The organism is Heyndrickxia ginsengihumi, assembly GCF_011008565.1.
GTDB classification, from domain to species: Bacteria; Bacillota; Bacilli; order Bacillales; family Bacillaceae_C; genus Weizmannia; species Weizmannia ginsengihumi.
This window is the reverse complement of sequence record NZ_JAAIWK010000005.1, coordinates 25,239-51,681: the sequence shown is the minus strand read 5'-3', so window position 1 is coordinate 51,681 and position 26,443 is coordinate 25,239. Positions and strand designations below refer to the sequence as shown.

Annotated in this window: 26 protein-coding genes; 10 read left to right on the top strand and 16 right to left on the bottom strand. The window is 37.9% G+C overall.

Going from position 1 to position 26,443, the window contains the following annotated elements:
- Positions 1 to 18 precede the first annotated feature (18 nt).
- From G4D61_RS05050 to G4D61_RS18450, 5 genes are all read right to left on the bottom strand, one after another.
- Positions 19 to 1,395 carry a GntP family permease gene (locus G4D61_RS05050; RefSeq protein ID WP_163173363.1) on the bottom strand — a complete coding sequence of 459 codons (1,377 nt, stop codon included), beginning with the start codon at positions 1,393 to 1,395 and terminating at the stop codon, positions 19 to 21.
- 83 nt (positions 1,396 to 1,478) lie between these two features.
- On the bottom strand, positions 1,479 to 2,483 hold the full coding sequence (pdxA, locus tag G4D61_RS05045; RefSeq protein ID WP_025727262.1) for a 4-hydroxythreonine-4-phosphate dehydrogenase PdxA: 1,005 nt from the start codon (positions 2,481 to 2,483) through the stop codon (positions 1,479 to 1,481).
- 20 nt (positions 2,484 to 2,503) lie between these two features.
- Positions 2,504 to 3,805 (bottom strand): four-carbon acid sugar kinase family protein, encoded by a 1,302-nt coding sequence (locus tag G4D61_RS05040; protein WP_163173361.1) that lies wholly within the window; start codon positions 3,803 to 3,805, stop codon positions 2,504 to 2,506.
- Positions 3,805 to 4,350: a DeoR/GlpR family DNA-binding transcription regulator gene (locus G4D61_RS05035; protein WP_367613761.1), complete on the bottom strand. Its 546-nt coding sequence runs from the start codon at positions 4,348 to 4,350 to the stop codon at positions 3,805 to 3,807. The genes G4D61_RS05040 and G4D61_RS05035 overlap by 1 nt, the downstream gene beginning before the upstream one ends.
- Complete coding sequence (locus G4D61_RS18450) at positions 4,298 to 4,582, bottom strand: DeoR family transcriptional regulator (RefSeq protein WP_367613760.1); 285 nt, start codon at positions 4,580 to 4,582, stop codon at positions 4,298 to 4,300. The genes G4D61_RS05035 and G4D61_RS18450 overlap by 53 nt, the downstream gene beginning before the upstream one ends.
- 198 nt (positions 4,583 to 4,780) lie before the next feature.
- Between G4D61_RS18450 and G4D61_RS05030 the strand changes: the two genes are divergently transcribed.
- The 6 genes from G4D61_RS05030 to G4D61_RS05005 are packed head-to-tail and all read left to right on the top strand — an operon-like array spanning position 4,781 to position 10,658.
- Complete coding sequence (locus G4D61_RS05030) at positions 4,781 to 5,452, top strand: M15 family metallopeptidase (protein WP_025727259.1); 672 nt, start codon at positions 4,781 to 4,783, stop codon at positions 5,450 to 5,452.
- Positions 5,436 to 7,025 (top strand): ABC transporter substrate-binding protein, encoded by a 1,590-nt coding sequence (locus tag G4D61_RS05025; protein ID WP_025727258.1) that lies wholly within the window; start codon positions 5,436 to 5,438, stop codon positions 7,023 to 7,025. Before G4D61_RS05030 ends, G4D61_RS05025 begins: the two co-directional genes overlap by 17 nt.
- A gap of 18 nt (positions 7,026 to 7,043) precedes the next feature.
- Positions 7,044 to 8,048 (top strand): ABC transporter permease, encoded by a 1,005-nt coding sequence (locus tag G4D61_RS05020; RefSeq protein WP_163173359.1) that lies wholly within the window; start codon positions 7,044 to 7,046, stop codon positions 8,046 to 8,048.
- Between the two features lie 11 nt (positions 8,049 to 8,059).
- Entirely contained in the window at positions 8,060 to 8,935 is an 876-nt protein-coding gene (locus G4D61_RS05015) for an ABC transporter permease (RefSeq protein ID WP_231473002.1), read from the top strand.
- Between the two features lie 11 nt (positions 8,936 to 8,946).
- Positions 8,947 to 9,915, top strand: a complete 969-nt coding sequence (locus G4D61_RS05010; protein ID WP_025727255.1) for an ABC transporter ATP-binding protein — start codon at positions 8,947 to 8,949, stop codon at positions 9,913 to 9,915.
- Positions 9,912 to 10,658 (top strand): ATP-binding cassette domain-containing protein, encoded by a 747-nt coding sequence (locus G4D61_RS05005; protein ID WP_163173357.1) that lies wholly within the window; start codon positions 9,912 to 9,914, stop codon positions 10,656 to 10,658. Before G4D61_RS05010 ends, G4D61_RS05005 begins: the two co-directional genes overlap by 4 nt.
- Before the next feature lie 50 nt (positions 10,659 to 10,708).
- Here G4D61_RS05005 and G4D61_RS05000 read toward each other — a convergent pair whose 3' ends face one another.
- The 7 genes from G4D61_RS05000 to G4D61_RS04970 form a co-directional block, all read right to left on the bottom strand.
- The gene (locus G4D61_RS05000; RefSeq protein WP_035354708.1) at positions 10,709 to 11,479 is read right to left on the bottom strand and encodes a DeoR/GlpR family DNA-binding transcription regulator; all 771 of its coding nucleotides are present in this window, start codon (positions 11,477 to 11,479) and stop codon (positions 10,709 to 10,711) included.
- A gap of 352 nt (positions 11,480 to 11,831) precedes the next feature.
- Positions 11,832 to 12,605, bottom strand: coding sequence for a triose-phosphate isomerase (locus tag G4D61_RS04995; protein WP_035354707.1), 774 nt, complete (start codon positions 12,603 to 12,605; stop codon positions 11,832 to 11,834).
- The gene (gene dhaL, locus G4D61_RS04990) at positions 12,598 to 13,266 is read right to left on the bottom strand and encodes a dihydroxyacetone kinase subunit DhaL (protein WP_163173355.1); all 669 of its coding nucleotides are present in this window, start codon (positions 13,264 to 13,266) and stop codon (positions 12,598 to 12,600) included. The genes G4D61_RS04995 and dhaL overlap by 8 nt, the downstream gene beginning before the upstream one ends.
- A 26-nt stretch (positions 13,267 to 13,292) precedes the next feature.
- On the bottom strand, positions 13,293 to 14,282 hold the full coding sequence (locus G4D61_RS04985) for a dihydroxyacetone kinase subunit DhaK (protein WP_163173353.1): 990 nt from the start codon (positions 14,280 to 14,282) through the stop codon (positions 13,293 to 13,295).
- A 464-nt stretch (positions 14,283 to 14,746) separates the two neighbouring features.
- Positions 14,747 to 16,066 (bottom strand): MFS transporter, encoded by a 1,320-nt coding sequence (locus tag G4D61_RS04980; protein WP_035354705.1) that lies wholly within the window; start codon positions 16,064 to 16,066, stop codon positions 14,747 to 14,749.
- Positions 16,067 to 16,348: 282 nt separating this feature from the next.
- Positions 16,349 to 17,308, bottom strand: a complete 960-nt coding sequence (locus tag G4D61_RS04975; protein ID WP_035354704.1) for a 3-hydroxyacyl-CoA dehydrogenase family protein — start codon at positions 17,306 to 17,308, stop codon at positions 16,349 to 16,351.
- Positions 17,309 to 17,358: 50 nt separating this feature from the next.
- Complete coding sequence (locus G4D61_RS04970; protein WP_163173351.1) at positions 17,359 to 18,195, bottom strand: sugar phosphate isomerase/epimerase family protein; 837 nt, start codon at positions 18,193 to 18,195, stop codon at positions 17,359 to 17,361.
- A 560-nt stretch (positions 18,196 to 18,755) separates the two neighbouring features.
- Here G4D61_RS04970 and rpiB point away from each other — a divergent pair.
- From rpiB to glpX, 4 genes are all read left to right on the top strand, one after another.
- Positions 18,756 to 19,220, top strand: coding sequence for a ribose 5-phosphate isomerase B (rpiB, locus tag G4D61_RS04965; RefSeq protein ID WP_035355691.1), 465 nt, complete (start codon positions 18,756 to 18,758; stop codon positions 19,218 to 19,220).
- Between the two features lie 40 nt (positions 19,221 to 19,260).
- Positions 19,261 to 19,938 carry a fructose-6-phosphate aldolase gene (fsa, locus tag G4D61_RS04960; protein WP_035355695.1) on the top strand — a complete coding sequence of 226 codons (678 nt, stop codon included), beginning with the start codon at positions 19,261 to 19,263 and terminating at the stop codon, positions 19,936 to 19,938.
- Positions 19,922 to 21,943, top strand: a complete 2,022-nt coding sequence (gene tkt, locus G4D61_RS04955) for a transketolase (RefSeq protein ID WP_163173349.1) — start codon at positions 19,922 to 19,924, stop codon at positions 21,941 to 21,943. Before fsa ends, tkt begins: the two co-directional genes overlap by 17 nt.
- 119 nt (positions 21,944 to 22,062) lie before the next feature.
- On the top strand, positions 22,063 to 23,052 hold the full coding sequence (gene glpX / locus G4D61_RS04950) for a class II fructose-bisphosphatase (RefSeq protein WP_052137938.1): 990 nt from the start codon (positions 22,063 to 22,065) through the stop codon (positions 23,050 to 23,052).
- Between the two features lie 47 nt (positions 23,053 to 23,099).
- Here glpX and G4D61_RS04945 read toward each other — a convergent pair whose 3' ends face one another.
- The 4 genes from G4D61_RS04945 to G4D61_RS04930 are packed head-to-tail and all read right to left on the bottom strand — an operon-like array spanning position 23,100 to position 26,437.
- Complete coding sequence (locus G4D61_RS04945; RefSeq protein ID WP_035355696.1) at positions 23,100 to 24,155, bottom strand: galactitol-1-phosphate 5-dehydrogenase; 1,056 nt, start codon at positions 24,153 to 24,155, stop codon at positions 23,100 to 23,102.
- A 39-nt stretch (positions 24,156 to 24,194) separates the two neighbouring features.
- Positions 24,195 to 25,616 (bottom strand): PTS galactitol transporter subunit IIC, encoded by a 1,422-nt coding sequence (locus G4D61_RS04940; protein WP_035355698.1) that lies wholly within the window; start codon positions 25,614 to 25,616, stop codon positions 24,195 to 24,197.
- A 23-nt stretch (positions 25,617 to 25,639) separates the two neighbouring features.
- Positions 25,640 to 25,942 (bottom strand): PTS sugar transporter subunit IIB, encoded by a 303-nt coding sequence (locus G4D61_RS04935; RefSeq protein ID WP_035355704.1) that lies wholly within the window; start codon positions 25,940 to 25,942, stop codon positions 25,640 to 25,642.
- Positions 25,943 to 25,984: 42 nt separating this feature from the next.
- Positions 25,985 to 26,437 carry a PTS sugar transporter subunit IIA gene (locus G4D61_RS04930; RefSeq protein WP_200886144.1) on the bottom strand — a complete coding sequence of 151 codons (453 nt, stop codon included), beginning with the start codon at positions 26,435 to 26,437 and terminating at the stop codon, positions 25,985 to 25,987.
- Between the last annotated feature and the right edge of the window lie 6 nt (positions 26,438 to 26,443).

The window sequence follows — 26,443 nt, the reverse complement described above, 5'->3', positions numbered from 1 at the left end:
ACATCTATATTATATCCATTAAATAAATAAGTTAGCAACCAGAAGGCAAATTAAAGCTGTAAACCATAATAAAGTCGTCGGAATGGACCAAACCATCATTTGTTCTTTTACTTCTTTTATTCCTAGCATTCGGTTTACTACCCAAAATAAACTATCATTGAAATATGAGAATACGAGAGCGCCCATTGCTGCTGCTTGAGCAGCTAGAACCATGTTCACATGTAACGGCATTAAAATCGGGGCTGAAATGGATGCTGCCGTGATCATCGCGACTGTGCCACTTCCCTGTACTAGACGAACGATCGTCGCAATAAAAAAAGGAAGCAAAATAGCCGGAAGTGACAAGTCCGTAATTTTCCCTGCAATAAAGTCACCTGCCCCGCTTGCACGCAATACTTCACCAAGCGCCCCACCTGCACCTGTAACGAGGAGTATAATCCCTGCTGATTGGATTCCTTCTTCCATACGCTCAAGTGTTTCTGATCGCTTCATATGTCCAGCAAGAAAGTAAATAGCAACAATCAAGCCAATACTGACAGCAATCACCGGAGTACCTAAAAATATAAGAATGTTATAAACGCCCTTTGTCGCTTTCAGAGCTGTAAGAGTCGTATTTAAAATGATTAGAATGATTGGAACTGCAATCGGTAAAATGGATGTAATTAATGAGGGAAGCTCTTTTTTTCTATCATCAATAACTTCTAGTAAATCAGGATATGCAATATTCTCAGCTGGTCGAGCAATTCCTTGTTCAGAACTGTCTGGAATTTGATAAATGCGGTTTCCTAACCATTTCGCATACAATACTCCAACAATTAATAGCGGAATACCGAACAATAGACCTGCGCCAATCATTGAACCAACATCAATCTTAAAAATACCGGCTACTCCTAAAGGTCCCGGAGTTGGCGGTACTAACGAATGGGTAATAACAAGCCCCGATGCTAAAGCAACTCCAATAGCAACGACGGATTTCCCTGTTTTTTTGGAAAGTGATTTAACTAAAGGATTTAAAATCACAAAAGCAGAATCAACAAAAATAGGGATAGAAATGATAAATCCTGCGATCGCCATCGCCCATTCTTCTTTCTTCCTCCCAACAGATTTTATAAGAGAATAAGCGAGAGTTTCAGCTGCCCCTGATACTTCCAATATTCTCCCCATCATTACACCTAAACCAACAATAATGCCAACGGACGCTAATGTATTCCCAAATCCCGCTGAAATTTTATTCGCCACGTCTACGGGAGCCATCCCCCCAACAATTCCTGCAATAGAAGCAGCAATTATTAAGGCTAAAAATGCATGAATTTTTGTTTTTAATACTAGAAAAATTAATATAATAACCGCTATTACTAGCCCAATAACCATTTGTGTTCCAGAAACTGAATTCATCATAGAACCCCCTCACGATGTAAAATAATAGCGTTTACAAACAGTTTAATAGGAAGGGCCATCCTTCCTATTAAACTCCATTCTTATGAGTGAAACTTCGGTGCATATTGAGCTGCCACTTTAATGCATTCCTCCATACTGGTACTTTCAGCAATATTTTTCCCTGCAATATCAAAAGCGGTGCCGTGATCAACTGATGTCCTTAAGAATGGCAGCCCATTCGTAATCGAGATTGTTCGATGGAAATCTGTCATTTTAGCCGCAATATGCCCTTGGTCATGATAGAGAGATAAAACTGCATCATATTTCCCATTTAAAGCCTGAAAAAAGACAGAGTCAGCTGGAACAGGCCCTACTGCACTGATTCCATCCTTCACAGCTGCTTCAATACCTGGTTTAATTTCTTCTACCTCCTCCCAGCCAAATAACCCGCCTTCTCCACTATGGGGATTTAATCCGGCAACAGCCAATCTTCTATTTCTAACCCCCAATCTCTGTAATGCTTGATCACAACGTATGAGATAATCATGCACGCGCTCTTTTTTCATCGTGGCAATAGCATCTTTTAAAGAAAGATGACGAGTTAAGAAAAAAATCCTTAGCCCATTGACTTCAAACATTGTTAATGGATCATGAGCTCCTGATAATGCCTCAAGCATTTCAGTATGACCAATATAAGGAACTCCTGCTGCCTTTAAAGATTCTTTGTTGATCGGAGTCGTTGCAAGTGCCTTCACTTCGCCATTCATTGCAAATTCAACAGCTTTTTGAATATATTCATAGGCACCTCGACCACATTGAGCAGAAACTTGACCATATTGAAGCTGATCCACGTCAATATTATTTAAATTAATAACATCGACAAAACCTAATTCATACTTGCCTTCAGCTGGAGAATGAATTTCATGAATTTTTAAATTAGTTCCTACAACTGCGATCGCTTTTTTCAGCACAGCAGCATCACCAATCACCACTGGTTTACAGACATCGTAAATCTCCTTTTTTTCCAAAGCTTTAATTGTGATTTCCGGTCCAATGCCTGCTGCATCTCCCATCGGAATTGCAATAATGGATCTATCCGTTTTCATAAGTTTTCCTCCTTTATGTTTTATAGATCGCTAGTGAGAGTATTTTTATCTAATAAATATTTGACGCATTTATAAATGGCCTGACGATCTCCGACCATCCCTCCTTTTGTAATAAGCGGAATTCCAGCGAAGTAACCCCCAATGAATTGCCCATATGCTACAAGTGGTAACACTTCATCTTCTAATCTAATACCTTCTGCCATACCAACAGAGCATAATGAGGCTGTCACATCACCTCCACTTGAAAAACAGCCGCCGATATCATGTGAACTTTGCAATATAACAAGACGAGTGATTTTACCTAAGCCGTCTGCTATTCGTTTTGCTAAAAAATCCTGACTAACATTTTGCTTATTTGCCAATGCTTTAAGATTTAAGTCATTTTCAGCAGAATTCGTTGTAATCACTAAAATGTGCTGATGATCTAATTTTTTTAATGCAACCTTTACCGCCCTTTCCACTTCCTGATCCCATATGTTCGTTATATTTGCGAGCTTTTCAGCATTGACAATAACGGGCCTTGCATTTATTTTTTTCACAAGGTACTGTAATTGTTTTTCAGTAATGGACGTCACGCTGCCGACAGTGACAATGATCTTTTTCTTTACTGCAGATTGCCGTATAACAGCTTGAGCATATGCAGCCGTCAACGGTCCAGGATCAACGGGAATCATTCTATAGCCTTTCATCAAAGTCATCGCATTTGCAATCTGTTCAATCTCTTCATCTGTCACGGCGTCTAAAACAATAATCCGTTTTCCATTGTTTATATGTTCTTTAATTGCTTGCTCTGTTACCTTCACCCCTTCCAAAACTGTTTCAAGACCAATGTGAGCAACGGCATATTTAGTCTGTCTTTGTACAATAGCAGGTACGTATGATCTTGTAAGGGGAGTAACTGGATCTTTTGCGACATCTGTTGTCTGTACAGGAACACCTTCAACTAATAAGTAGCCTCCTGTTGTTATTCGTCCTGATTCAGGGAAGGATGGCACCAGTACCGCAATGGTTTCTTCTCCCAAGTGTGTCAATACTGTATCAATTTCCACACCAATATTGCCGCGAACCGTACTGTCAATCCGTTTGCAAATAATGTCTGCACCCCAATGAATGAAATGCTCTAATACTGTTTTTACCCTCATTTGTGATACATCTTTTTGGGCATATCTGCTGTCTGTATCTACACAAATAGCATTATAGCCGCCAGCTAGAGGGGGCTGATCATAATACACCATCGTCGCCACATTAAAACCTTTCTTTTTCAGTAATACCCCTGTTCCATTTGCCCCTGTCAAATCATCAGAAATGACCCCTATCTTCATCAAATTCCGCTCCCATCCACCTTGATGATCTCTAAATGCTCTTTTAATTCCTTCTCCAATTCGTTTGTTATTTGATGATCCGTAATCACTCCATCAATCTCTGAAAGGTCGCACACTTTTGCTAAAGATATTTGATGAAATTTACTTGAATCAGCTACTAACCACGTAGTTTCAGCAGCTTCTATCATTAACTTTTTAATAGAAGCCTTCGCAAACGTTGGCACTGTGAGCCCAGCATCTAAATGAACAGCATGCGCCCCTAAGAAACAGAAATCTACATGAACATTTTTCAACAGTTGCTCTGTTGCGGGACCAAATAATGCACCTACAGTGTTTTGCAGTTCTCCCCCAGCTACAATTACTTTTAGTTCACTATCTACTAGTTCAGCTGCAATTTTAATGTCATTTGTAATAATCGTTAAATGTTGTTTCTTCCTTAACAGTTTTGCAATTTCTAACGTCGTTGTCCCAGAATCTAATATAATCGTTGAATCATCTCGTAAAAGACCGATGGCAGCCTGAGCTATCTCTTTTTTTTTGCTCACTATGCTTGCCTTCCTTTGCTCGGAAAGGGGTCTCAACAATTATTTGTTTTTTGAGAATAGCCCCTCCATGAGTTCGAATGATCTTTTCCTCTTCCTCTAGTAGAGCTAAATCCCTGCGTATGGTCATTCCCGAAACATGCAATTGTGTAACTAAATCATCGATATCAATTTTCCCGTGCTGTTTCAATTTCTCTAATATCAAGCCTCTTCGCTCTTGTGGTTGCAATATCATCACCTTTGTTCACTTTAAACATTTGACACTACTAATATATGTTCGAAATGAACAATAATGCCTGACCCCTTTTATGCAATAAAGCATAAAAGGGGTCAGGCACCTTTTTTTTGCAACATCATTTTTAATTGGACGAATATACTTTTTATTATAAATATAATGAATATTAATTTACTTTACCGAAAAAGGAGTGAATACATGGGGGAAATCTTTAATGATAAAGAAGAAGCATTAATATCTGTTGCCCACGTTTCTGAAAGGATTAAAGTTTTTCCATATTATTTTCGGCATCATATCCCTGGAGCACAGAATGACTGTTTTTTGAGAGAAGGTGTGGTTCAAAAATTATTAGCGGCATTGAAAAGTATTCCGGAAGAATACCATTTTGTTATTCTAGATGGATGGAGATCTTATCGAACTCAGCAGGCCCTTTATGATATGCACCAAACATATTTTTTACAGAGATATGACAAGAAAGAAGCGAAAAAACAACTATCACGTTTTGTTGCTGCCCCTTCAATGGATCCTTATAATCCCGCTCCCCATTATACCGGCGGTGCAGTTGACCTAACGCTTGCAAATGAAAAAGGGTGGTTAGACATGGGAACTGATTTTGATGAATTTACGGAGAAAGCACATTCTCTTTTTTATGAAAAAGAACTATTAACCGATGAAGAAAAGAATATTCGTGACCGCCGCCGCTTGTTAAGAAAAAGTATGATCGATGTTGGATTCCGTTCCAATCCCGATGAGTGGTGGCATTTCGACTATGGAAATCCATTATGGGCCAAGGAAAACAATACGTTACCAAAATACATGGGAATCGAACTCACAGCTAAAAAGGGAGGAAAACATGTTGAAAAAGATTAGCTTAATATTACTGATCGTTTGTATGATGGTCTTAATGACCGCTTGTAAAGAAAACGCAAATTCCCCATCAAAAAAAGCTACAACGAATACGACTGCCGCGAGTAATACAGGTAAAAATGAACTTGTCGTCGCCATTCCTGCCGATGTCGGAACAATCGATCCGGCAGTTACAATGGATAATACATCGTGGAAAATTATTTATTCTACATATGAACGACTTGTCGATTATGATGGAGCCACGACGAATATTAAACCAGGTCTTGCTAAAAAGTGGACTGTTAGTAAAGATGGAAAAACATGGACATTCACATTGGAAAAGGGCCATACATTTGCAGATGGAACACCTGTCGATGCTGCAGCTGTTAAAACCAGTTTTGAACGCACATTAAAAATTGCCAGTGGACCTGCAGGTGTGTTTAACATGATATCAAAAATTTCTGTAAACAATCCTACGACGATTACATTTAAGCTTTCGGAAAATTTCCCTCCATTCCTTTCAGCTCTCGCAACAAACTACGGAAATATTGTAAGTCCAAAAATAATGGAACATGAAAAAGACGGAGACTTAGGACAGAACTATCTTGCCAATCATACGATGGGAAGCGGTCCTTACCAATTAACAGATTGGAAAAAAGGTGACTCCATTACACTCGGACTTAATCCTCATTCAAAAGTGAAGCCAGCATTAAAAAATATTGTGTTTAAAATCGTTAGTGACTCATCTGTACAACGTATGCAATTGCAAAAGGGAGAAATTGACATCGCTGAAGGCATTCCTGTTGACCAAATGAAGGATGTCAAGAAGCTTAACAATGTTCAACTAATTCAGAAACCTAGCCTAACAACCGACTATGTATATATCAACACAAGTAAAGGAAACCCCGCACTTAAAAATGCAAAAGTTCGTCAAGCCTTAAACGATGCGATTGACTACGATTCTCTTATTGATGCTGTTCAATTAGGATATGCAACAAAAACAAATGGGCCTATTCCAGATGGTATTTGGGGTCATGATAAAACGGCTAAACCATACAAACATAGCGTGAAAAAGGCAAAAGCATTATTAGCAGAAGCAGGAGTGAAACACTTAACGCTCAATTTATTGTATTCAGATAATAAGTCATGGTGGAAAACAGAAGCATTAACCATTCAATCAAATATGGCTGATATTGGTGTAAAAGTTAATTTAAAAAGTGTCGCATATGCAACTTCTCGTGACATGATTGACAAGGGAGACTTTGATTTAGCCTTAGGAGTATGGAGTCCTGACTTCGGTGACCCTTATGGCATTATGAACTATTGGTACGATTCTAAAAACTTTGGTTTAGCTGGAAATCGCGCGTTCTATAAAAACAGTAAAGTTGATCAGCTATTACAAAAAGCTGCTACCAACAACAATAAAACAACCCGAGAACAACTTTACAAACAAGTTCAAGGAATTGTCATGAAAGACGCGCCTTATATTTTACTGTATCAGAAAAACTTTACTTTACCGATGAACAAAAATGTTAAAGGCTTCGTATATAATCCAATGCTCGACGGAATTTACAATTTAAGTGAGATGTCAAAATAATTACTGGAGTGACGAACCATGCAAAAAACGATCTTGAAGCGAATGGGGTTTCTTTTATTCGTCGTCTTTGGCGTAACATTAGTTTCATTTATTTTGTCTCATGTAATACCTGGTGATCCCGCTAGCATGATGGCAGGGCAGCATGCTAGCAAAGAAACAGTTCAATCAATTCGTCAACAATTGGGTCTAGATCAGCCGATCTGGATCCAATATTTCCAATATGTTGGCAATTTACTATCTGGTGATCTCGGAACATCAATTAGAACGCATCAACCTGTACTAGATGATTTAATGACCTATTTCCCAGCAACACTCGAATTAGCTATCGCAGCCTTTTTCATTGCAATTATTATCGGCATCCCATTAGGGGTTCTTTCGGCATTGAAAAAGAATACCTTTTGGGACCATTTTAGCCGTATCTTTTCTATTAGTGGTGTGTCAATCCCTGTATTTTGGAGCGGTTTAGTAATCATCTTAATTTTTTACGGATGGTTAGGGTGGTTCCCTGCAAATGGCCGTATTGATGAAACAATCAATCCACCAACACATATTACTGGATTCTATATTTTAGATAGTATTTTGACTGGTGACTCTATTGCCCTAAAAAGTAGCTTAAAGCATATTTTTCTGCCAGCAGTCGTATTGTCCTTTGCGCAACTTGCCATTATTACAAGACAAGTCCGGGCAAGTATGTTGGAGGTTATGAGGCAAGAATATATTCGAACGGCAATTGCAAATGGAATTCACGGACGATTATTAATCATCTCATATGCCTTAAGAAACGCTTTAATTCCTACCATTACCGTAATCGGCACGTCTTTTGGCTCATTGTTGGGCGGTGCCGTCGTAACAGAGACCGTATTCGGTTGGCCCGGAATGGGAAAATTTGTTGTCGACTCTATTGCCTATTTAGATTTTCCAGCCATCATGGGATTCACGATTGTCATTAGTATCGGCTATGTATTAATTAATCTAGTTGTAGATATCTTATACGGATTATTAAATCCACAAATGAAGGAATAGGGGGAATGATGGTGGCTTCTTCAATTACTTATAGTGAAAAAATACGCTCATTAAAAACAAACCCCATTTGGTATAAGTTGAAGCAAAATAAAATGACCTGGATTGGCATCTTTATTCTCGGAATAATTATTTTGCTATCTTTATTTGCTCCAATTGTTACACCATACAACCCAACGAAAATCAATATTTCCGAAAAGTTCCAATCTCCCTCTTTCCATCATTTGTTCGGAACGGATGAAGTTGGGAGGGACATTTTTACAAGAATCTTATATGGTGCAAGATTATCACTTGGTTTCGGCATTGTTGTCATCGTAATCGCAAGCCTCGTTGGTGTTGTTGTCGGAACGGTTTCTGGATATGTAGGAAGAATTTTAGATCAAATCATTATGCGGATTGCAGATATGCTGCTTGCATTTCCAAATCTAATATTAGCAATGGCCTTAGCAGCTGTATTAGGACCAAGCTTGCAAAACGCTATGATCGCCATTGCAATTGTAAAAATACCTGTTTATATTCGCTTAGCAAGAGGTGAAGCATTAGTTTTAAAAGAAACACTGTTTGTAAAGTCAGCTGAAACCTTTGGGATTGGCAAAATACGAATTATTCTCAAGCATTTCATTCCAAACTCTTTTTCTCCAGTTATCATTCAAGCAACGCTAGATGTAGGCGATGCAATTTTATTAATATCCACTCTTGGATTTTTGGGACTTGGCGCTCAACCTCCTACACCAGAATGGGGAGCAATGATTAGCGTAGGTTGGGAATATTTATTAACTTATTGGTGGTATCCTACTTTTCCGGGGCTCATGCTATTTCTATCATCTGGCGCTCTTAATCTAATTGGAGATGGTATTCGCGATATACTAGACCCTAAATCAGCAAGATAGGAGGAAAAGATATGCTGTTGGATATTAAAAACTTACATGTCGATTTTGTAGGAATGCGCGGGCGAACGGAAGCATTAAAAAATATTCATCTCTCCCTCCAAAAAGGGGAAATATTAGGCATTGTCGGTGAATCTGGATCCGGCAAATCAATTACTGCTCTATCAATTCTTGGATTATTAGAAGAAAATGCAATCATCTCAAGCGGGGAAATCATATATAATGGCAGGGATCTTCTTCAATTAAAACCTAATGATCGGCAAGCACTAAGAGGAAAAGAAATTGGCATGGTGTTCCAAGAACCAATGACTGCCCTCCATCCTACGATGAAAATCGGAAAACAATTACTTCACGTGATTAAACAACATCGAAATATCTCCACAAAACAGGCTAGGGAGTTAGTCCTACAAGCTTTACATGATGTTCATATTGATCATCCTGAGCTCGTCGCAAAGAAATATCCATTTGAATTAAGCGGTGGAATGCGCCAGCGAATTGTCATTGCACTCGCGATGTCATCCCCACCAAACTTATTAATTGCCGATGAACCAACAACTGCACTCGATGTCACAATTCAGTATGAAATTTTAAATCTCATTAAAGAATTAAATCAAAAAAGAGGGACCTCCGTTCTACTAATTACTCACGATTTAGGAGTTGTTGCTAAAGTATGTGACAGAACAGTGGTCATGTATGCCGGAGAAGTGGTTGAAAGCGGGAGAACAAAAGATATTTTGGAACATCCTTTTCATCCATATACACAATCATTATTGAACGCGTTACCTGATTTAACTGAACCTACCCAGCCATTAAAGGCAATCACTGGAGAGTCTCCAAGTTTGCTTCATCGCCCTAGTGGTTGTGCTTTTGCTGCTCGCTGCTATAAAAAAATGGAAATTTGCAATAGCAACCACCCTACATTATCCACTGTTAACGACTCTGCTCACCAAGCAGCCTGTTGGCTAGAAAGGGCGGTCTTATGATTGAAATCAAGCAAGTAGAAAAAACTTATTATACTGGTAAACATAGCACGAAAGCGGTAGGGCCAGTCGATATGAGCATTAAGCGCGGGGAAATTCTGGGATTAGTTGGTGAATCTGGTTCTGGAAAAAGTACATTAGGAAAGATGCTGATCGGTCTGGAAGCTCCGACGAGTGGAATAATTACGTATGAAGGTAAATCATTATGGAAGAAGAAACAATACCAACGAATTCGCCCAGGTGAAATTCAAACAGTATTCCAAGATCCGCATTCATCGCTTGATCCAAGAATGCGGATTAAAGACATTATTTTAGAGCCATTGCTTGCACTGCCGCGAACAGAGAGAAAAGAAAAGTCACAGAAATTAAAACAATTAATTCAGCGGGTAGGTCTTCAAGAGGAGCATCTTGGAAGATTTCCACATGAATTTAGCGGCGGACAAAGACAAAGAATCGCCATTGCAAGGGCACTCATAACAGAACCGACTTTTATCATATTAGATGAACCGACATCAGCCCTCGACGTATCAATTCAAGCACAAATATTAAATTTATTAAAAGAATTACAGAGAGAACAGCAATTAACCTATCTATTTATCTCTCACAATATGTCCGTTATTCGCTACATGTGTGAACGGGTTGCTGTCATGTATAAAGGGATTATTGTAGAAATAGGCGATACAAAAGATGTCTTCGAAACACCACAACACTCATACTCTCAAAAACTTTTATCGTCCGTTTTATAATAGGTGCCTGACCCCTTTTGTGCGATAAAGCACAAAAGGGGTCAGGCACTTTATGCGATTTCTAAGGCGATACCATGATTGACAAAGTAATCAGTTATTTCTTCAGGCGCTTCTTTATCTGTAATCAATAAGTCAATCTCATCAGGACGAGCAAATGTCGCAATGGAGCTCTTGTCCATTTTACTATGATCTAATAAAGCGATAACTTTTGAGGCTACTGATACCATTTTTCTTTTTAATTCAACTTCATAGTAGCTAAAGTCAGTAAGACCATCTTTAATATTAAAGGCATAGGCAGAGGTAAACAAAATATCGACATTAATCTTTTGCAAAAGCTCTTCGCCGAGCATCCCTTCAACCGAATTGGAAGAATTTCTTACAATGCCACCAATTATAATGACAGTTAGATACGGATTTTCCTTCAGCATGACAGCAGTAGCGATTCCACTTGTAACAACCGTTAGCCTTATTTTCACATCTCTTAAATATCGAGCTAGCTCAAAGCAGGTAGTACTTGCATCTAAGAGAATACATTGGCCTTCTTGTATATATTTTAGCGCATTACTGCCAATTCTTTGCTTTTCAACTCGGAACTTTTTTTCTCTTTCTTCATATCTTTTATCTAGTAACTCCGAATCTTCTTCCTTTATCATTGCTCCACCATGTGTTCGATTCAGTAACCCTTGTTTCTCCATCTGATTCAAATCTGATCGAATGGTTGCAGCAGAAATATTAAGTAAACTTGTCAGTTCATTTACTGTCACGGTCCCCTTTTCTGTTACGATTTCAAGGATTTTATTTCTGCGTTGATCAGCGAACATATTTTCACCTCCTCATAACTTGTTTTTATATTTTCTCATTTTTACCTACATATTAGAAATAAACACATTATATTATAAAGGAAAATAGACAAAAACTACTAGTTTTTTTAAATAGAATGTTTTCCTTTATCACAAATTTGCTTTCATTTATCCCTTTTTTATGAACGAGGTAAAAGAAAATGATGAAAATTAATAATGACGTGTACAGTTTATAAAAGTGTTTCTTTAATAGTTATAACTAGTTTAAAAAAACTGTATCCTTTTTGACTTCTTTTAAGGATACAGTTTACTCTATCTGGATGAATATGATCCAAAGCCGCTCATTCTTTCATTCAATTCTCCCAATCACTTTTTAGACAAACATATGAGAATCCAGTTGTTTGAGAATATATTGGAAACTTTCAATATCCCAAGCCGCCCTTCCAATGAACAGGCCATCAACATTCTCAATTTCGATATATTCAAGGAAATTGTTCTGATTCACACTCCCACCATATAAAAGAGGAATATCTATTCCAGCATCAGGGAAAAGCACTTTCAATGTATCCCGTATAAATGTATGAATAGCCGCAATATATTCGGCATCAGCAGGTATCCCTTGCTCTCCTATTGCCCAAACAGGTTCATAAGCAACCATTACATGCCTTGCCTGCTCTTCAGACAAATGTTTCAAGCAAACCTTTAATTGTGTTGCCAATATTTCCTTTGAAATATTATTATTTTTTTGTTCTAGATTTTCTCCAATGCAAATAAGAGGTTTCATATTGTATTTCAAAGCAGCTAGCACCTTTTTATTAATTGCATTGTCATTTTCATTAAAATATTGTCTTCGTTCCGAATGTCCTAGTTCAATAATATCTATGCCAATTTCATCTAGCATCTTTGGGGAAATTTCGCCAGTATAGGCACCTCGATCTTCCCAGTGCATATTTTGAGCACCTAGTTGAATGCTTGATCCAGAAATAATCTCCTTAATCGGCAACAATGCTGTGTAGGAAGGAATAATAAATAATTCTATGTTTGGTGATATCTCTTTTGAAATACTTTTAAGTTTTGTTGAATAGGATAATCCCTCAGCCAATGTCTTTGTCATCTTCCAATTGGTACCGATCCAAATCTTATCCACGATTAGCGAACTCCTCTAGCCATTCTCTCATAGATTTAAACATAATCCATACAGTTGTTGCACCAGCATCTTGATGGCCGATGGCTCTCTCACCTAAAGATTTGGCTCTACCAAATTTTGCAATATATTCTTTTGTGTTCTCCACACCTTTTGCTGCACTTTCTTCAGCCTCTTTAAGGCCTGCTAACAAACTTTGATTGCTAGCTGCACTCTGCTTTAAACTGTTTACCGCTGGTTCTAGTGCATCAATCATCGTTTTATCTCCTAAACTAGCTTTTCCTCTCACCTTGATTGAAGTTAATGCCTTTTCAAGAATTTCAGCTAATAACGGAAGATCTAATTCTTCTTTTGGTTCAAGCCCTTTAATTCCACCAGTAAACAGAGTGCCAAAAATAATGCCGGATGCTCCTCCCATAGATGAAATCATTGACATACCGATTGTTTTAAATACATCATGAATATTCGTAAACTCTTTTTTTCCTAGATTTTCCTCCGCCTTTTTAAAACCAACAGACATTCCGATTCCATGATCTCCATCACCGATAGCGCTATCAATTTTTGTTAAAAACGGTTTATTTTCTTGAACTTTCTCACCAACATAAAGAAACATATCTTTAACTTGAGTTGCGTTTAAACCTGTTGTTTGTATACTTTTTTCCATGATATTTCCTCCTATCTATTAATCACTTATTTTTTGTAATATGGTGAATAAGCAGGTGCATTATATAATTCTTTTAATTCGTCATCTAACTTCAATAGAGTGATTGAGAATCCACCCATTTCCTGTGTTGTACAATAACTATTTACATCCATATCGTATGCCCTAATTCCTCGTTGCTCCAAAATATGTTCTACTCTTCGGTTCACAATTAATAATTCCATTAATGTTGTAGAACCAAGGCCATTTACTAAAACAGAAACCTCATCACCTGCAACAATGTTGCCTTCCTCTAATAAAATTTCCATCAAATTATCCGTTAACTCGTCAGCAGGTTTTAATTTTGTACGTTCTACTCCTGGTTCACCATGAATTCCCATTCCTACCTCTATTTCATCATCTCCAAGTGTATATGGCAGTTCCTTAACACCCGGAATCGTTCCCGGAGACAATCCAACACCAATAGAAAAGGTTTGATCATTTGCCCTCTGTGCAATGTTAGCAACTTCTTCTAAACATAATCCCTTTTCTGCGGCTGCACCTGCAATCTTGACAACAAAAATATCACCAGCAATCCCTCTACGATCCGCTTTCCGTTCAACTGGAGCAGACGCCACATCATCCGTTACTAAAACTGTTTTACAGTTAATATCATCCAATTCCAATAACTCTACTGCCATATCAAAGTTTAAAACATCTCCTGAATAGTTTCCGTAAACGAACAAAACACCTTTTCCAGCATCAACTGCTTTGGCAACTTCCTGCACATTATACGGGGTTGGGGCAGCAAATACGTTACCAAGAGCTACTCCATCCGCAAGTCCTTCACCAACTAATCCTATAAATAAAGGCTCATGTCCGCTCCCGCCACCAGTGACTACAGCAACTTTATCTTTAAGGTCTTTCCGAATGACTCCGTTTACATTTTCAACCTTTTTATATAAATGTTTATTGGCAGCTATGAAACCTTCTATTGTTTCTTGTACAACGTTATCAGGATTATTAATAACTTTTTTCAAATGAAGTCCCCCATCCCATTACGGTAATTAAACTGAATATATATTTTCATTTAGTTTTATTTTCTTTCATTTTAAATTATAAAACATTTCGTTTATTTGTGTCAATTTTCATTTTTTGTTTTTTTTGTAATCTATTTTTATGTTCTTTACGCGGTTTTTCCTATGTACTTATTAAGATATATATTACTTTGTAACATCGTTAAAATCCTTCCCAAAAGTGAACTTTTATCATTTTATCTAAACGTTTTGCAAATAATCTCCGTTAATAAGCAACTATGATACGTAATTTCCCAGATGGCCCAAAGCATGTAGGTTATCTCATCACGCCTGGAAACGTCGGGGAGGCTCAGCACCGCCTGGAAAAGTGAACAGATCACCGGCAAAATTTAAAACAATAAAAATAAAAAAAGCTGTAAGCAATCTCCCGTTTTTAAGGAGACTGATTACAGCCTGCAAGGAACAATTTATTTGGATTCAATTTCAATCCTATCTACTTTACCAACTAAAAGCAGATAGGAAAGCGCACCAACTAGCGCAACTGTACTAACGAAGATAAGAGCGCCGCCAAAATGCTGGCTTTCTCCGACAATCATACCAATAACAATTGGTGTAACAATTCCAGATAGGTTACCTGCAAAGTTAAAAATACCTCCAGCGAGCCCTAAAAGTTCTTTCGGTGCAACATCGCCAATTAGTGTCCAAGAGATACCTGACATACCTTGAGCAAAGAACGCAACCGACATAATTGTTATAACTAGACCAATAGAAGAAGTATAATTCGCAAGAACGATTGTACAAGCTAAGAGCAGTCCGATAATAATTGGTGTTTTCCTGCTAATACTAGCTGATACACCTCTTCGAATAAGCCAATCAGAAATCGCTCCCCCAAACAGGACACCACAAAAGGCAGCAATATATGGAACCATTGAGTAAAATCCAGCATGAATAATCGTCATATGCTTTTCATTTACTAGATAAGTTGGGAACCACGTTAAGAAGAACCATAGTGTTGTCGTTACTCCAAATTGGCCAATATAAATCCCCCAGAGTGTACGGCGTTTAAGAAGGACACTGATCTGCGACCAACTTAGTTTTTTCTTGTCTTTCGCTTCTTCTTCAAGACCTCCGCCTTCTGCGATATATGCAAGCTCTTCGTCATTTACGTAAGGACTATCTTTAGGGTCGTGTACAAATTTAAACCAAATAGGAACAAAAATGAGACCCAATATCCCAGTAACGATAAAAATTGCATGCCAACTAAAATCGGAAACAATCCAAGCAAGAACTGGTGTTAAAAATGCTAATCCAACATATTCACCAGCAGTGTAGAAACCTGTAGCAAATGCACGCTCATGTCTAGGAAACCATGTGGCAACTAAACGGTTGTTTGTCGGAAAAGCGGGTGCCTCAGAGAGACCAAGTCCAAGCCTCAATCCAAATAAGGAACCGAATCCTCTTGCAAAGGCTTGGAACAACGTAAACAGTGACCAAATTGCTAACGCTACTCCATATGTGAGACGTGCTCCAAATTTATCTAAAAACCACCCACCAGGAATCTGCATGATTGCATATGTCCAACCAAAAGCTGAGAAGACTAAACCTAAGACAACTGCATTTAAGTGCAGGTCACTCTTTAACAAAGGAGCTGCAACAGATATATTCGTTCTATCAAGGTAATTTAAAGCAGTACTTAAAAATAAAATGAACAAAATGATATATCTTGCTTTCGTTCTCTTTTTAAATTGTTTCTTTTGTATAGGGGGCGACGGGTTTCTCAATCCCATACTTCTTCTCCTCCAATTTCCTCAATATTTTTGTTAGCGGTTACAAAAATAATATAATAAGAGTGTATACCAAATGAAACGAATCACTTTTTGAATAAAAAGTCCTTAACGTCACAAAGCTGAATAATAGATTACCATACGCCACATTTCAGTCATGTATATTTGTATCAGCTTCTTTATACTTTACATAGATTCATTGGAGAAATTGAAGAAGCTGATACTCTTAAGTTAGTTACCAAGTTCTAATCAATGTTAACCGTATTGCACCTCTTTAAACATTGCTTATTTTGCTGGTTGTTTTACTGATTCGATATCCTTTTTTAGCCAATGAATTAATTCTTCTTCGCGTTCGCGTTCCATTTGAACTGTAAATTCAGGTGTCCAATCATAGAAACCTTTTCCAGCTTTCGGACCTATATGACCGTTATCAACCAATTCTTTCATAGCTGGAAAGATCTCTTTTCTATCACATAAATCTTCAAAGAGATATGAAGTAATCGCGGCGTTCGTATTCAATCCACCCATATCCATCGTCATAAATGGACCTGTTACACCAAAACGGCGGCCAAGACTATAACGAATAGCTGCATCGATATCTTCCATAGATGCGATTCCCTGTTCAAGGATATATTGAGCCTCTCTAAAAATTGCATATTGCAAACGATTTCCAACGGAACCTAACACATCTTTTTTAACGAGAATCGGCTGCTTATTCATCGCTTTTAGTAAAGCAAGCGCACGTTCGGCTGTTTCGTCGGATGTATATTTTCCACGTACAACTTCAACTAACGGCATTAAATGAGCAGGATTCCAGAAATGTGTTACAACTGTACGCATAGGATTTTTTGTTAATTTAGCGATTTCAGTTGCACTAAGACCCGAAGTATTGCTTGCAATGATTGTATTTTCTGGACACAATTCATCCAGTTGTTTGAAATAGTCTTGTTTTAATTCAAGTATTTCGGGTATTGCTTCTATTACAAACGTTGCATCTGCAACACAATCAGTTAGCGAATCAGTAAACGTGATAGCTTGAATAATGTCTTGTTTTTCACTCTCAGTTAATACATCATAGCCCACTAATACACGTAATTTTTCCTCAAGTCCTACTCGAGCCCGTTCAATATCAGGTTCATTTGTTCCCCATACTTTAACATGAAATCCCGACCAAGCAGCAGTTAACGCAATGGAGTGTCCCATAATTCCTGAACCAATAATAGAAAGCTTTTCTTGACTAGACATAATGATTTCCACCTCACATGAATATTTTCTTTTATATAAAAGAATGATTTCTAAAATAAACCGCTTACTTTTCCAACTACAATTGGTTTTAAATTTTTTTCCACATATTTATATACATTATAGATAACTTTATCTGGATCTACGGCTGTTTCTGGAGTCTCCTCTTCAACCATAATCCAACCATCATACCCGTAATCTACTAAATCTCTTACAATTGTAGGAAAATCGATATCACCTTCGCCCATCTTTCTCCAAGAAAGATTATTTGAGCAATCTTTAAAATGAACATGCTTAATGATAGGCAGATTTTGGCGGATAATTTCAGCCGCATTCATTCCTCCTGCAGTAATATGCCCAGCATCAGGTGTATATCCGATATACCTTCTATCCAACTCCTCAAACAGAACGTTATAGTCTGATTCTGTTCTAAAATATGAAGTAGCTGGAGAAGCAGGATGGAATGAGGCAACGACACCATTTTCATACGCCCGCTTCCCAAGTGCGTTTGCACAACTTATAATCTCTTTTTGTCTCTTCAATAAATTATCACGATTTGGGCCTACTCTTGAAGGAACATTCAGCTTTGCATTCGGAAAATGTTTTACATATTCTATATAGAAATCAGCTCTTGCCTTTTCTTCTTCGGACTCTTTATCACTTAACCATGTGAATGGGACAGTCAATGCAGCTAATTCAATCCCTTTACTGTCAAGTCGTTCTTTAAGCCGTTGAGGATCATGTTTATATTTCCCAAGTAAAGCTACTTGAACATCAACACCTTCAAATCCAGCATCACTTACTGTATCAATAATTTGATCAATACAGTCAACCTCTTTATCGTAATCCAATACCCACGTAGACGTATGGCAACCGAATTTAATTGTCATATCCTTACACTCCTTTCAACATTTTCGGACTTATCATCAAGAATTTTCTGACTTTTTATGCCGTTTTTCTAGACTACAGTATTAGATCAATCTCCTTAAGACATCTATCTATTCCGTCTTTCTAGATCCTCCTTTAAACATATAAAATTATGAAACAATTACTTTAAAAAATAAAGCGTTAACAATAAACAAATAAATCATGCAGCAATTTCTATATTTAGAATATTATCATTTATTAACGTTTTGTCAACGTTTTTTTATTTTTTTAAAAATACTGATTGAAAACGAAAACAAATAAACTATAAACAATAACCTTTTCACCTACAGATCCATATTATAGTACTCTCTCTATTGTTATATATCCGTAGTCAACCATGTTCATTGTTTATTATCACGTTCATTTGTAGATCAATAGCTACTATATTTACATTATAGATGGTACGGATTACTTTAATTTCATTTACTTTCGTTTATTTTCATAATTAAAGAAAAATATTGACAAAAACGAAAACAAGTGAAAAAATATAAACGAATAAACAAAAAAATCAGGAGTGATTATCATGAAAATTGGTGTAGGAGCAGATCATAATGCATTCGATTTAAAAGAGGCTGTAAAAGCTTATATTGTAAACTTAGGACATGAAGTGATCGATTATGGATGTTATTCAAAAGAAGAAGTGGATTACCCAGGGGTTGCTTTTAAAGTAGCGACTGAAATAAAAGATGCCTCTATCGAGAGAGGTATACTTTTTTGCGGTACTGGAATCGGTATGTCCATTGCTGCAAATAAAGTGCCAGGTATTCGTTCTGCACAATGCCACGATGTTTATTCAGCAGAGCGAGCACAGCTCAGCAATAATGCCCAAATTATTACAATGGGTGCAAAGGTTATTGGAGAAGAGGCAGCCAAAAAAATAGCTGAGGCCTATCTAAATGTTTCATTCAAAGGTGGCAATTCCGAAAGAAAAATCAATCAAATTATGGATCAAGAAAAAGAATATTTTCTGCATGGTTCAAACTGCTAACTCCTTATCGTTCATGATCTTTTAGAATGGAGAGAATAACATGAAGTTCTTTTTAGATACTGCGAACATAGAAGAAATTACAAGAATTAATGCTTTAGGACTTGTAGACGGAGTAACGACTAATCCATCTATTATTTCTAAAGAAGGCCGTCCGTTTGAAGAAGTAATTAAAGAGATTTGTAATGTAGTAGAAGGTCCTGTAAGTCCAGAAGTAATTGGCTTACAAGCTGAAGAAATGATAAACGAAGCACGTGTCATTTCGCAATGGGCCCCAAATGTAGTCATTAAAATTCCTATGACTGAGGAAGGGTTGAAAGCGGTTCACACACTATCGAAAGAAAATATTAAAACAAATGTAACACTTATTTTCTCCGTTGCCCAAGGATTAATGGCTGCAAAAGCTGGTGCTACTTTTATTAGCCCATTTCTTGGAAGGCTTGATGATATCGGCATTGACGGAATTGAAATGATTAAACGGTTAAAACAAGTATTTGATCACTATGGACTAAAATCAGAAATTATATCAGCAAGTATCCGCCATTTAGGCCATGTCGAAGCGGCTGCAGAAGCTGGTTCCCATATTGCGACCATTCCAGGTTCATTATTTCCGAAGTTATGGGGGCATCCATTGACAGACAAAGGAATTCAAGGTTTTTTAAAGGATTGGGAATCTTTTAATAAAACATTAGAAGGTGAAAACCATGCAGTCACTCGATAATCAGGTCGTCCAGTCCCTTCGAGTCCTTTCAATTGATATGATTGAAAATTCAAAATCTGGACACCCCGGCTTACCAATGGGCGCAGCTCCAATGGCTACTTCCCTATGGAAAAACCATTTAAAATTTAATCCGAATAACCCTGACTGGTTTGATCGAGATCGCTTCGTACTTTCAGCCGGACACGGATCAGCACTACTATATAGCTTACTTCATGTATTCGGATACCACTTGCCTATGTCTGAATTGAAACGATTTCGACAAATGGGAAGCAAGACGCCAGGACACCCTGAATATAGACATACCGTTGGAGTTGATGCCACGACGGGTCCACTTGGGCAAGGCATTGCCATGGGAGTCGGAATGGCACTATCTGAGGCTCATCTTTCTGCTATGTATAATCATCCAAATCATGAAATAATCGATCACTATACGTATCTATTATGCGGCGATGGTTGTTTAATGGAGGGAATTTCGTACGAAGCAGCTTCACTTGCCGGTCATCTCGGCTTAGGAAAATTAATTTTATTATATGATTCTAACAACATTTCATTAGATGGTGATCTAGATAAGGCTTTTTCTGAAAATATTCAAGAGCGATTCCGCTCCTGCGGCTGGCAGACGCTTGTTGTCGAAGATGGCAATGATTTAATCGCAATCAATAAAGCAATTACGGAAGCAAAGCCAGAAAGAAACAAACCAACCATCATTGAAGTTAAAACGATCATCGGTTATGGAAGCCCAAATAAAGCTGGCACATCTTCTGTTCATGGTTCACCACTCGGTGCTGAAGAAGCTGAATTAGTAAAGAGACAATATAACTGGGAGCTCCCTCCTTTTACATTACCAGCTGAAGTAAAAGCCTTAAAAGATGTTTATCGTGAAAAAGGAGCAAAACTAGAAAAAGAGTGGCTTACAAGATTCAAAAGCTACTGTATAGAGTATCCAAAGTTAGCGTCTGAAGTTAAGGCATTGATTGAGGGCAGACTGCCAGAAGCTTGGGATGCAGGATTGAAACAATACAATCCAGAAGATAAAGCAATATCAACAAGAGATGCATCCGGCATCGCATTAAATCAAATCATAGAAAATTTACCAACTCTCTTTGGCGGAAGTGCTGATTTAGCTTCCTCCAACAAAACAGCTTTGAAACATGCTGGTGATGTAACGGCTGCAAATTATGAAGGAAAAAATATTTGGTTTGGGGTTCGTGAATTTGCAATGGGCGGTATTCTAAACGGAATGGCTTTACACGGAGGAGTTCAGCCATTTGGCGGTACATTCTTTGTTTTTTCTGACTATTTAAGATCTGCAGTACGTTCTGCTGCTTTAATGAACATTCCTGTTACTTATGTAATGACTCACGATTCAATTTCAGTTGGCGAGGATGGACCAACCCATGAACCAATTGAACATTTAGCTTGCTTCCGCGCAATGCCTGGGCTTACCGTTATTCGCCCTGCAGACGGCAATGAAACCGTTGAAGCCTATCGTTATGCTATCGGACAACAGGAACAGCCAATTATGATCGTACTTAGTAGACAAAACCTCCCGATTTTATCACATAGTCGTGAAAAAGCGAGCGATGGATTGAAAAAAGGAGCTTATGTACTTTTAGAATCAAAAGGAACACAAGCCGATATTATTCTCATTGGAAGCGGCTCAGAGGTCTCACTTCTCATCGAGGCCCAAAAGGTATTGTCTGAGCAAGGATATGACGCTTCTGTTGTCAGTATGCCAAGTTGGGAACTATTTGAAAAACAATCTAATGAATATAAAGAATCTGTTTTACCTTCCCATCATCAAAAACGTTTAGTATGTGAAATGGGCTCTACCTTTGGCTGGCACAAATATATCAGTCATGAAGGACGCATTATTGGTATCGACAGCTTCGGTGCCTCTGCACCAGGCGACCAACTCATTCAATCATTTGGCTTCACTGTTACGAATGTAGTGGAACAAGCAAAAGCTGTCATCCACAACGGTACTGCTGTAAGTGCAAATTAGATTTTCAAGGACTGTATAACTGCAATAAATGGTTTACAGTCTTTTTTTATATTAGCTTTCCCAAAATCTCCCAGTTGTTCTTGTTACGATGAATATATATAAAGGAGGAAATCTAAGCTATGCCTACAAAAAGTAAATTCGCTGAAATCATATGTACACAGAACTTGGTAATGGAATTTCTTGCAGTTTCCCAGCAAGCCGCCATTGCTTGTCATCCTTGGATTGGACGGAACGATAAAATGGGAGCTGACGGTTCAGGAACAAAGGCTATGCGCAACAGAATGAATCAAATTAATATGTCTGGTGTAATCGTAATTGGAGAAGGAGAAATGGATGAGGCCCCGATGCTCTACATTGATGAAAAACTCGGCACAGGCCTCGGTCCCGATGTTGATATTGCCGTCGATCCTGTAGAGGGCACCAATTTAATGGCAACAGGAAAAGACAATTCACTGGCAGTTATTGCCGTTGCAAGTAGAGGATGTTTACTGCACGCTCCAGATATGTATATGAAAAAAATAGCAGTAGGTCCTAAAGCAAAAGGTGTCATTAATATTGAGCGACCCCTTATAGAAAATATGCAAGCGGTAGCGAAAGCACTCGGAAAAGAGGTAAAAGACTTAACTGTAATGATCCAGGAACGGCCGCGCCATAATGAACTAATTAATGAAGTGATTAAAGCCGGTGCCAGTGTAAAGTTTTTTTCTGACGTGGATATCACTGGAGCTATTGCAACGGCTTTTGATGAATGTGATGTGGATATGCTAGTTGGCACAGGAGGCGCACCAGAAGGAGTAATTGCTGCTACAGCCTTAAAATGCTTAGGTGGCGATTTTCAGGCGAAATTAATTCCACAAAATCAGGAAGAAATAGATCGTTGTATTTCAATGGGCCTCTCAAATCCAGAAAATGTTTTAACGATTGATGAAATCGTTAAAACAGATGACTGTTTTTTTGTAGCAACAGGTATAACAGACGGAATGCTATTAAAGGGGTTAAAAAGAAAAGAACAAGGCTCACTCCTCGCCCACTCGTTAGTAATAACAGGCGGAAAAATGAAAAATACTCAATTCATTACTGGCAGCTTTTCCGTCGATAGTCATTTTTAAGTGCCTGACCCCTTTTGTGCGATAAAGCACAAAAGGGGTCAGGCACCTTAGTTTTCAAATGAAACTAGTACCTTATTAAAATCTAACGTTCGATCTGCCATACCTTTGAGATATTCCCCTACCTCTTCTACTTGAATTTTGTGTGAAATCATTGATTTAAATTGGATTTTTCCATTTGCCATATAATCCAATGCTGCCTTCCAAGCTAGACCAGGATATGGGGCAGTGTAGGAATTCCAAGATCCTTGAATAGTTATTTCTCCACGCATAAGATGATTCATTGTTTCTTCCCGCAAATTTAAACCTTTATGCGTTATACCCAAAAATACGACACGGCCTTTTTTCTTAGCTACTAAAATGGCCTGTTGCTGAGTGACGACACTTCCTGCAGTTTCAGCTACAACATCAGCGCCGCCATGAGTCAGTGCTTTTATTGCCTCCACTGCATTTACTTTCTTTGAATTAATTGTAATATCTGCACCGAGTGTTTTTACTAATTCTAATTTTTCATCGAAAATGTCGACTGCAATAATTGTAGTTGCCCCAAAAATTTTAGCCCATTGAACGGTTAATTGACCGATTGAACCACACCCCATTACCACGACCGTTTCTCCTGGTTGAATATGGGCTTTTTGTAGTCCATGATATCCAATGGTAGCTGGCTCGATTCCTGCTGCCGATTCATAATCTAAATGATCCGGAATCGGTATCACATGGCCTTGAGGAGCCTTTACATATTCTGCAAAAGCTCCATTACTTCCAGTTCCAATTATGTTATAATTATCACAGAGTCCATAGTTCGTTGCTCTACAATGTTCACACTTGCCACAGGGAACTAAAGGAGCAACGACTACTCTATCATTAACATTAATATGATCTACCTGATCTCCTATCTCTACTACTTCACCAGTGAACTCGTGTCCTAAGATCAAAGGATATTTCCGTGCACCGCTTATCATCGAGCGCGGAACATCTGATCCGCAAATCCCACAATACTTTACTTTAATTAACACTTCGTCATCATCAATTGTTGGAATATCCACCATCTCCGTCTCAAAATGACGAAGCGAATGCAAAACGGCAGCTTTCATTTTTCCTTCCATTAATGAATACCTCCTATTAACCATACTGCTTCATTACTTTTAGGAAGCGATATCTTCCTCAGTTACAGGATTGTTTTTCGCTGCTTGCCGATCTAAATAATCATAAATCGCCATTTTATTTTTTCGGAATAAGAACCATAGAATAAAGTAAATCACAACAGCAATTCCTATAAATAATATATTTTCACTTAAGAAAGCTAAGAAAACTAATCCCATTAAAGGTTTTCCGAGAATATTAAAACTAGTAATGAGAAGTGCTCCAGCAGGCAAAGCAATCCCTACATCTTTTGCAATATCCGTGAATAGAGGTGCTGTATACGTACACATATACAGGCCTAAGCTAAACCATATAATGCCGTTCACAAACACTTTGGCCATATTTCCATTAGTAATTGCTACAAGACCTTGAACCATAAATGGTAGTGCTAATAAGTCTACAACAGGCAACACTTTATTACCCGGCAGAATTAATGCAATAGCTACCATGAAAGGTATTAATAGAAGTCCAGAGGTTAAGGTTGCCGGCTCCCCAAACCCAGCAGCATCATTAATCCCTAAATACCACTCACGCCCTGATCCTTTCTCTCTTTTCATCGTTGATTTTCTCGCTGCATCTGTGATTGGAATAAATGCTTGAGAAAAAATCCCAGCTACTTTTGGAAATATTGCCATTACAGCACTCGTTGCCACACCGACAATCATGATCGTTCCCCAAGAATGTAATGAATCTAACGAATTAAGATTTCCAAGAAATCCGATAATGAGCCCGAGAAAAAATCCTAGAGTAATAGGTTCACCGATAATTCCTAAACGTTTTTGCAAGGCATCAGGATTTAGTTTAATTTTATTAAATCCTAGTTTATTTAATAGCGGATCCATTATGATCCCAAAAATTGTCGGTTCAATATTATGCATAGCAATAATCGTTGCATTTGGATATCCATAATAAGTTGACCACCTTCTTGCCATGATTTCCGCATTTAATAAGCTATATAAATTAAGGAGAATCATACACCCTAGCGCTAAAAGCATATGATGCGTTACAACATAGACCATTGATCCCCAAATAGCATAAGAATAGTTGTTCCAAAGATCTGATGGTTGGAACACGTCAGTCCATTTCACAAGAAAGAGGACAGTTTGTAAAATTAAGCCTACGGCTAAAAAAATCATTCCTGGCTGCGTCGAAAATGCCACTATCGATGTTGCTTGCCAACCGACATCAAATGCGGGGAGATTAATTCCTGTAATTTTTACCATATTCTTTATAACGGGTGAAATGATAGGGGTAAATGAGTTGAGCACTAGCATAAATCCTTGTAAACCGATACCTGCGTATAGCCCTGCCATTAAAGCTTTCTTTCTAGGAACTTTAAGAAGAAAGGCAATAATTACAATGATAACAGGTACAAGAATTGGAGCACCAAAAGCATTAAAAACGGCCTGTAAAGTCTTCAGCATATAGGTACACTCCTTTTAATTTTTTATTTTGCTAATGATCTCAGTACTGCCTCGACTTCATCGAAAAATTCTTCCTCTCCTATCCCTGTCAAACAACTGATTGAGCTAATTGTTGGGATGCCATAATCTGCTTTTGGCAATGGGCTCGTATGTGTAATAAGATCATAGGCCCCGCTTTGCGCAAAGCTTAATGCTTCAGTTGGTTTACCTTCATTCGTTGTAACTCTAATTCCACGCACTTCCATTTCCTCCTTTAATTTTTGTGCCACCATAGAAGATGTTACAGTTCCTGATCCACATACCGATAAAATTTTAAATGTTTTCAATATTAGTTCCCCCTTATTTAAAAATTCAAAAAATGCAAAAATTCATACCAACTCAAGAGAAGCTTTAATAACTTGATTTAAACTGTTTTCATCCTCTATGTCTTTCATTTGCGCCAATAATTCTTCATTTTGAAAGATCGCAATCAAGTTCTTTAATAATTGCACTTGCTCCTCTGGTTCTTTTACCGCTAAAAGAAAGACAATATCAACATCTATTTCCTGACTAGGGTCTTCCATTAGATAAAATTTCACAGGTCTATTTAATGTTGTCATAGATATTGCAGATTCATTTACATGTGTAACATCTGTATGGGGAATCGCGACATTTACAAGTCCAGTCTTTAGCCCTGTAGGCAAAATATCCTCTCTTTGCAGCACAGCCTCGATATAAGTATCTTTAACATAACCTGCCTCAAGCATCTGTACTCCAAGCCTCTCAATTATTTCTTTACAATTTCCTACTTGTAATCTAGTATTAACAATGATTTTTGGCACTATTAC

Excerpts from the sequence above, each read along its gene's own strand:
- dhaL (WP_163173355.1), bottom strand. The coding sequence starts at position 13,266 with ATGGAAAAAAGTATACAAACAACAGGTTTAAACGCAACTCAAGTTAAA.
- G4D61_RS05020 (WP_163173359.1), top strand. The coding sequence starts at position 7,044 with ATGCAAAAAACGATCTTGAAGCGAATGGGGTTTCTTTTATTCGTCGTC.
- G4D61_RS04975 (WP_035354704.1), bottom strand. The coding sequence starts at position 17,308 with ATGTCTAGTCAAGAAAAGCTTTCTATTATTGGTTCAGGAATTATGGGA.
- G4D61_RS04970 (WP_163173351.1), bottom strand. The coding sequence starts at position 18,195 with ATGACAATTAAATTCGGTTGCCATACGTCTACGTGGGTATTGGATTAC.
- G4D61_RS05025 (WP_025727258.1), top strand. The coding sequence starts at position 5,436 with ATGTTGAAAAAGATTAGCTTAATATTACTGATCGTTTGTATGATGGTC.
- pdxA (WP_025727262.1), bottom strand. The coding sequence starts at position 2,483 with ATGAAAACGGATAGATCCATTATTGCAATTCCGATGGGAGATGCAGCA.
- tkt (WP_163173349.1), top strand. The coding sequence starts at position 19,922 with ATGCAGTCACTCGATAATCAGGTCGTCCAGTCCCTTCGAGTCCTTTCA.
- G4D61_RS05000 (WP_035354708.1), bottom strand. The coding sequence starts at position 11,479 with ATGTTCGCTGATCAACGCAGAAATAAAATCCTTGAAATCGTAACAGAA.
- G4D61_RS05040 (WP_163173361.1), bottom strand. The coding sequence starts at position 3,805 with ATGAAGATAGGGGTCATTTCTGATGATTTGACAGGGGCAAATGGAACA.
- fsa (WP_035355695.1), top strand. The coding sequence starts at position 19,261 with ATGAAGTTCTTTTTAGATACTGCGAACATAGAAGAAATTACAAGAATT.
- rpiB (WP_035355691.1), top strand. The coding sequence starts at position 18,756 with ATGAAAATTGGTGTAGGAGCAGATCATAATGCATTCGATTTAAAAGAG.
- glpX (WP_052137938.1), top strand. The coding sequence starts at position 22,063 with ATGCCTACAAAAAGTAAATTCGCTGAAATCATATGTACACAGAACTTG.
- G4D61_RS04945 (WP_035355696.1), bottom strand. The coding sequence starts at position 24,155 with ATGGAAGGAAAAATGAAAGCTGCCGTTTTGCATTCGCTTCGTCATTTT.
- G4D61_RS05005 (WP_163173357.1), top strand. The coding sequence starts at position 9,912 with ATGATTGAAATCAAGCAAGTAGAAAAAACTTATTATACTGGTAAACAT.
- G4D61_RS04940 (WP_035355698.1), bottom strand. The coding sequence starts at position 25,616 with ATGCTGAAGACTTTACAGGCCGTTTTTAATGCTTTTGGTGCTCCAATT.
- G4D61_RS05030 (WP_025727259.1), top strand. The coding sequence starts at position 4,781 with ATGGGGGAAATCTTTAATGATAAAGAAGAAGCATTAATATCTGTTGCC.
- G4D61_RS04980 (WP_035354705.1), bottom strand. The coding sequence starts at position 16,066 with ATGGGATTGAGAAACCCGTCGCCCCCTATACAAAAGAAACAATTTAAA.
- G4D61_RS18450 (WP_367613760.1), bottom strand. The coding sequence starts at position 4,582 with ATGATATTGCAACCACAAGAGCGAAGAGGCTTGATATTAGAGAAATTG.
- G4D61_RS05050 (WP_163173363.1), bottom strand. The coding sequence starts at position 1,395 with ATGAATTCAGTTTCTGGAACACAAATGGTTATTGGGCTAGTAATAGCG.
- G4D61_RS05010 (WP_025727255.1), top strand. The coding sequence starts at position 8,947 with ATGCTGTTGGATATTAAAAACTTACATGTCGATTTTGTAGGAATGCGC.